The 5,602-nt window shown below is 70.1% G+C and carries 5 protein-coding genes; all 5 read left to right on the forward strand.

Annotation, left to right across the window (positions count from 1 at the left end; all coding sequences use genetic code 11):
• On the forward strand, positions 1-689 hold a 689-nt coding region (locus tag VFF46_RS24715; RefSeq protein ID WP_325039590.1), incomplete at its 5' end, for a GlxA family transcriptional regulator.
• Positions 690-761: 72 nt separating this feature from the next.
• Complete coding sequence (locus tag VFF46_RS24720; RefSeq protein ID WP_325039591.1) at positions 762-1,421, forward strand: hypothetical protein; 660 nt, start codon at positions 762-764, stop codon at positions 1,419-1,421.
• 205 nt (positions 1,422-1,626) lie between these two features.
• Positions 1,627-3,444: a S8 family serine peptidase gene (locus VFF46_RS24725; RefSeq protein WP_325039592.1), complete on the forward strand. Its 1,818-nt coding sequence runs from the start codon at positions 1,627-1,629 to the stop codon at positions 3,442-3,444.
• An 82-nt stretch (positions 3,445-3,526) separates the two neighbouring features.
• A complete protein-coding gene (locus VFF46_RS24730) occupies positions 3,527-4,489 on the forward strand; it encodes an LLM class F420-dependent oxidoreductase (protein WP_325039593.1) in 963 nt (320 codons plus the stop codon).
• Positions 4,490-4,618: 129 nt separating this feature from the next.
• Positions 4,619-5,602 (forward strand): S8 family serine peptidase (locus tag VFF46_RS24735; RefSeq protein ID WP_325039594.1); only part of this gene is annotated, 984 nt, incomplete at its 3' end.

Here is a 5,602-nt window from a genome sequence, read left to right on the forward strand (position 1 = left end):
CGCCGCGGCTGTCGCCGGAGCCGCCGATCGGACCGGAGTTCCGGCAGCGACTGCGCACCCATCACGCAAAGGGCGGAACGGTTGCGAGCGTCTGCTCGGGTGCTGATGCGCTCGGCTGGGCCGGCCTGCTCGACGGGCGGCGCTTCACCACCCACCACGACCTGACCGACGAGCTGGCCGCTCGCTATCCACGGGCGACCATCGTCCGGGACGTCCTGTACGTCGAGGACGATCGCGTCATCACGTCCGCCGGCATCGCGAGCGGCATCGACCTCGCGCTGCACCTGGTCGCGGTCGGCCGCGGCGCGGAGGCGGCCGCCCGGGTGGCGCGGGAGATGGTCGTGTACGCCCGGCGGAACGGCGACGAGCTGCAGGAGTCCGCGATGCTCCGGCACCGCGACCACCTGAGCGACCTCGCGCACCGCGTCCAGGACGTGATCGACGCCCGGTACGCCGACAAGCTCCCGCTCGCCGAACTGGCCGGGGACGTCGGCGTCAGCGAACGCACGCTGACTCGGATCTTCACGACTGCGACCGGGCTGACGCCGCTGCGCTACCAGCAGCTGCTCCGGGTGGAACACGCCGCGCACCTGATCGGCCACGGCAGCACGGTCGAGTCGGCGGCGCGGGCGGTCGGCTTCGAGGACCCGCGGATGCTCCGCCGGTTACGGTCCCGTATTTCTGTCTAGACCGGGGCAACTTTTTCCCTTGGCACGGTCGTCTACCAGGGACAACCGATCGAAAACGAGGGGAAACAAACCATGAAGGTTGCTTGGGGCATCCGTCGGGGCGTGGTCGCGACCGGTGCGGCGACGGCGGCGCTGGCCGTGGGGCTCAGCCTGGTGGCGACGCAGGGGGCCGGCGCGGCCACCACGAGCGCGACGGCGCTGAGCCGTTCGCAGCTGCTGACCGTCGGGCAGGTGAAGCAGGCGGACGCGCGCCGCCATTGGAGCCTGCAGGTGGACAAGGGCATCCTGCCGTCGACGTACTGCGGCCCGGCGTCGACCGAGGGCAAGCACGTGTCGGCGCGGATGGCGCGCGGCTTCACCGACGAGATGGACGCGTACGGCGCGCAGTACGTGAGCCAGTACGCGAACGCGGCGAGCGCGCGGGCGGCGTACAACTCGGTCATCGCGACGCTCAAGACCTGCACGTACAGCAAGCCGGCGCCGACCCACGCCCGCAAGATCACCGAGAACCGCGTCGTGAAGGGTGCCTCCGGCGACCTCACCCAGGTTATCCGCTGGTACGACTACCCGAAGCCCAACGACCCCGGCAGCGAAGCCGGCGGCTTCCCCTACGCCATCACCCTCAAGGGCCGCAACGTCTCCGTCCTCGCCTTCCGCGAAATGGGCCCCGGCGTCCCCGCCCCCAACTTCGACAAACTCGCCCGCCAGGCAGCCGCCAAGATCACCCGCTGACACCACCACCCGGCGCCGCGGTCAGTCCGCTGACCGCGGCGCCGCCGTACATCCGACCAGCCGCATGTGCGTGAACAGTTGCGTGAACTTTGGGGTTGTGATGGTGAAGCCTCCTTTGGAGAGGTACGACGCAGGGACTGGACAGGTGGTTGGTGGGTAGATGACTGTGGGTCGCGACCGCTCAGAGGGGGAGAGGACTCACCGTATGAAGCTCCGGTATGTGTTGAGCAGCATCATGTTGATGGTTCCGTTGGCGATGGTTGCGCCGGCTACCGCGGCGCCGCGGGATCCGGCGGCCGACCCGGCGTCGGCCGCGAAGGTGCCGTCGATGCTTCGGGACGCTGCCAAGGCCGCGGCTGCCAAGCAGAAGGGGGTGGCTGCCCGGGCGATGGGGGTCGAGGGCAACGGCCGGGTCGGCGTTCAGGTGTACGCCGCCGCGCCGATCACCGCCGCGCAGCAGGACCAGCTGACCGCGCTCGGCGTCTCCGTCGAGAAGAACGCCGCCGACTTCACGAGCACGATCGACCTGCCGACCACCGGCCTGGTCTCCGCGACCGTCCCGTACGACAAGCTCGACGCGGTCGCCGCGCTCGGCTGGGTCAGCGCCCTGCGCCCGGCGCTGCGTCCCGCCGTGGACGTCGGCCCGATCACCGCCGAGGGCGTCCAGTTGCACCAGGCCGACAAGGCCCAGGCCCGCGGGCTGACCGGCCGCGGCCAGAAGATCGGCGTGATCTCCGGCGACGCCGACCACGTCGCGGAGGCGATCGCCGCGGGTGAGCTGCCCCCGGACACCCAGGTGCTGCGGAGCGCGTCGTACGACAACGATGAGGGCACCGCGATGATGGAGATCATCCACGACCTCGCGCCGGACGCGAAGCTGGCGTTCGCGAGCACGCTGGACACCAACGCCGACTACTTCGAGGCGTTCCACGTGCTGGCGAACGCGGGCGTCACGATGATCTCCGAGGACATCGCGCTCGACGACGAGCCGGTGTTCCAGCAGGGCCTCGGCGCCGCGACGGCCGAGGCGCTGGCGAAGCACGGGATCTGGGTCAGCTCGTCGTCCGGCAACCTCGGCAACCGGCACGCGCCGCGCGTCACGGCGGTCGGCACCGGCAAGGGCCCCGACGGCGTCACCGGCCCGTACACGGGCTGCCCGAAGGACCCGGACAACGTGGTGAAGCTGCGCGGCGACGACACGACGTACGACCTGAACCTGCTGCCCGGCGCCGGGATCCTGCCGACGCTGCAGTGGAGCGAGCCGCGGGCGATCTACCCGACCGCCGGACAGGGCGGGTTCACCGACCTGAACCTGTACCTGATGGACAGCACCGGCACCAAGTGCCTCGCGTCCAGCACGAACGTCCAGGCGAACGGCGTCGGCGACACGATCGAGCAGTTCCAGTACTTCAACACGACCGGCGCGGCGCAGAAGGCGAAGCTGGTGGTGAACGTCGCCGGTACGTCGACCGCGCGCAAGGCGCCGGTCCTCGACCTGCGCTGGCGGGCGCTGTCGGCCGGCGTGCAGACGCTCGACCCGACCGACGCGGCCGGCTCGCTGAACCCGGACTCGAACTACACGGTCTTCGCCACCAGCGCGGGAGCCGTGAACGCGAGCGTGTCGACCGACCCGAAGACCGCCCCGGTCGAGCCGTACAGCGCCGCCGGTCCGGTGCAGTTCCTCACCACCACCCGCTGCCCGGGCGGCAGGCCGGGTCCGTGCAACGGCATCCCGGGCGCCGGCGCGCTGAGCTTCCCGGCGCCGAACTGGCTGGCCGGCGACGGCGAGTCGGTCAGCGGCGCGGGCGGCTTCGGCTCGGGCAGCTGCCCGACCACCACCGAGGGCGCCTGCCGCTTCTTCGGTACGTCGGCGTCCGCGCCGACCGCCGCGGGTGTCGCCGCCCTGACCCGGCAGCAGTTCGGCGGCCGCCTCGCCCCGGTCGCGCTGAACGCGCTGCTCGCGGCCCGCGCCGTACACCGCAGCGAGCCGGGCTCCGGAGCCGGGGTGCTGAACGCGAATTAAGAAGTCGTAGTGGTCCGATTGAGAACGAATTCAGTACTCGTATTCATGGACCGATGCCGCCATCTGTCGAAAGGATGGCGGCATGACTACACGTTTCGGGGTTTTCGTACCGCAGGGCTGGAAGATGGATCTGGCGGAGATCGCGGATCCGATCGAGCAGTGGGAGGCGATGACCGCGGTCGCGAAGCGGGCCGACGAGCAGTCCTGGGACTCGATCTGGCTGTTCGACCACTTCCACACGGTGCCGGAGCCGAGTGACAACACCACGTTCGAGTGCTGGAGCGCGACCGCCGCGCTGGCCCGCGACACCAAGCGGGTGAACATCGGCCAGATGGTCGGCTGCAACGGGTACCGCAACCCGGCGCTGTACGCGAAGATCGCGTCCACCGTCGACGTTGCCAGCCACGGCCGCCTGTACGCCGGGATCGGCGCCGGCTGGTACGAGCACGAGTGGAAGGCGTACGGCTACGAGTGGACCGACATCCCGACCCGGATGGCCGCGTTCCGCGAGGCGACCGAGATCATCTACAAGATGTGGACCGAGGACAAGCCGGTCTACAAGGGCAAGCACTACTCGATCGACGCCCCGATCAACGAGCCGAAGGGTGTCCGCAAGCCGCACCCGAGCTTCTGGATCGGCGGCGGCGGCCCGAAGGTCACGCTGAAGCTGGTCGCGCAGTACGCCGACGCCGCGAACATCGGCGGCGGCAACCCGGAGACCTTCCGGGAGAAGGCCGACATCCTCCGCGGCCACTGCCAGAAGGTCGGCCGGGACTACGAGGAGATCATCAAGTCGACGAACTTCAACATCTTCCCGATCGACAAGGGTGACGACCCGCAGAAGGCGACCGCGAAGGCGCTCGGCCCGATGAACCGGGAGAAGTTCGACCGGGACAACCTGATCGCCACCGAGGACGAGATCGCGGACAAGGTCGAGGCGGTCCTCGAGGCCGGCGCCGACTACGTGATCTTCTACGTCCCCGGCGTCGCCTACGACCTGGACCTGCTGGAGCGCGCCGAACGCATCGCCAAGCGCTTCGCCTGATCCGGACGCGCCTGACCAGATCCGGTCATGGCGGATGTAGGTCAGAGGTAACGGTGGACCGGGACTGAGGGCAACTGTCAGGGTGCCTGACGATGGCCTCGCGTGGGTCGGGGCATCGGGAGGTGTCCTATGTTTTCCCGATTGTCCCGGGTCGCGACGGGTCTGCTCGCCGCGGCGGTCGCAGGATCCCTGTTACTGCCGACCGCCGCGAACGCCGGACCACCCGCCGGCACCGCACCGGGCGTCCAACCGACGCCCGGTGCGACCAGCAAGCGGATCACGCTGGTCACCGGCGACGTCGCCGAGCTGACCACGAACTCGGCCGGCCAGGTCTCGGCCCGCCTGCTGGGCGACGAGCCGTACTACTTCGGCACGTTCGACGGTGAGGTCACGCTGATCCCCGCCGAGGCCTACCCGTTGCTCTCCGCGGGCCGCCTCGACAAGCGCCTGTTCAACCTGACAGAGCTGGCGGCGCAGGGGTACGACGACGCGAGCAGCGACAAGCTCCCGCTTCTCGTCACCGGCTCCGCGGCCACGGTCCGTAGTACGGCGGCCGCCACGGTACGCCGTACCCTCCCCAGCGTCGGAAGCACCGCCGTCTCCGTGCAGAAGTCCGACGCCAAGACCTTCTGGAACGGCGTCAGCGGACCGACCACGTTCAAGTCGAGCCAGCTCAGCAAGATCTGGCTGGACGGCCGTACGCACGCCACCGACGAGCAGTCGATGCCGCAGATCGGCGCGCCCACGGCCTGGAAGCAGGGGTACGACGGCCACGGCGTGAAGGTCGCCGTCCTCGACACCGGGTACGACGCCGGGCACCCCGACCTGGCCAAGCAGGTCGTCGCGTCCGAGAGCTTCGTCCCGGGCCAGGCCGTCCAGGACCTGCACGGTCACGGCACCCACACGGCCTCGATCGTCGCCGGCCTCGGTACGGCGTCCGACGGCAAGCGCAAGGGCGTCGCGCCGGGGGCCGAGCTGCTGATCGGCAAGGTGCTCGACAACGGCGGCGGCGGGTACGACTCCGAGGCGATCGCCGGGATGGAGTGGGCCGTCCAGCAGGGCGCGAAGGTGATCAGCATGAGCCTCGGCGGGCTGCCGTCCGACGGCACCGAC

This window comes from Kribbella sp. (genome assembly GCF_035655035.1).
Taxonomy (GTDB): domain Bacteria; phylum Actinomycetota; class Actinomycetes; order Propionibacteriales; family Kribbellaceae; genus Kribbella.

Coding starts and splice junctions, on each gene's coding strand:
- VFF46_RS24730 (WP_325039593.1), top strand. CDS start 3,527: ATGACTACACGTTTCGGGGTTTTCGTACCGCAGGGCTGGAAGATGGAT.
- VFF46_RS24720 (WP_325039591.1), top strand. CDS start 762: ATGAAGGTTGCTTGGGGCATCCGTCGGGGCGTGGTCGCGACCGGTGCG.
- VFF46_RS24725 (WP_325039592.1), top strand. CDS start 1,627: ATGAAGCTCCGGTATGTGTTGAGCAGCATCATGTTGATGGTTCCGTTG.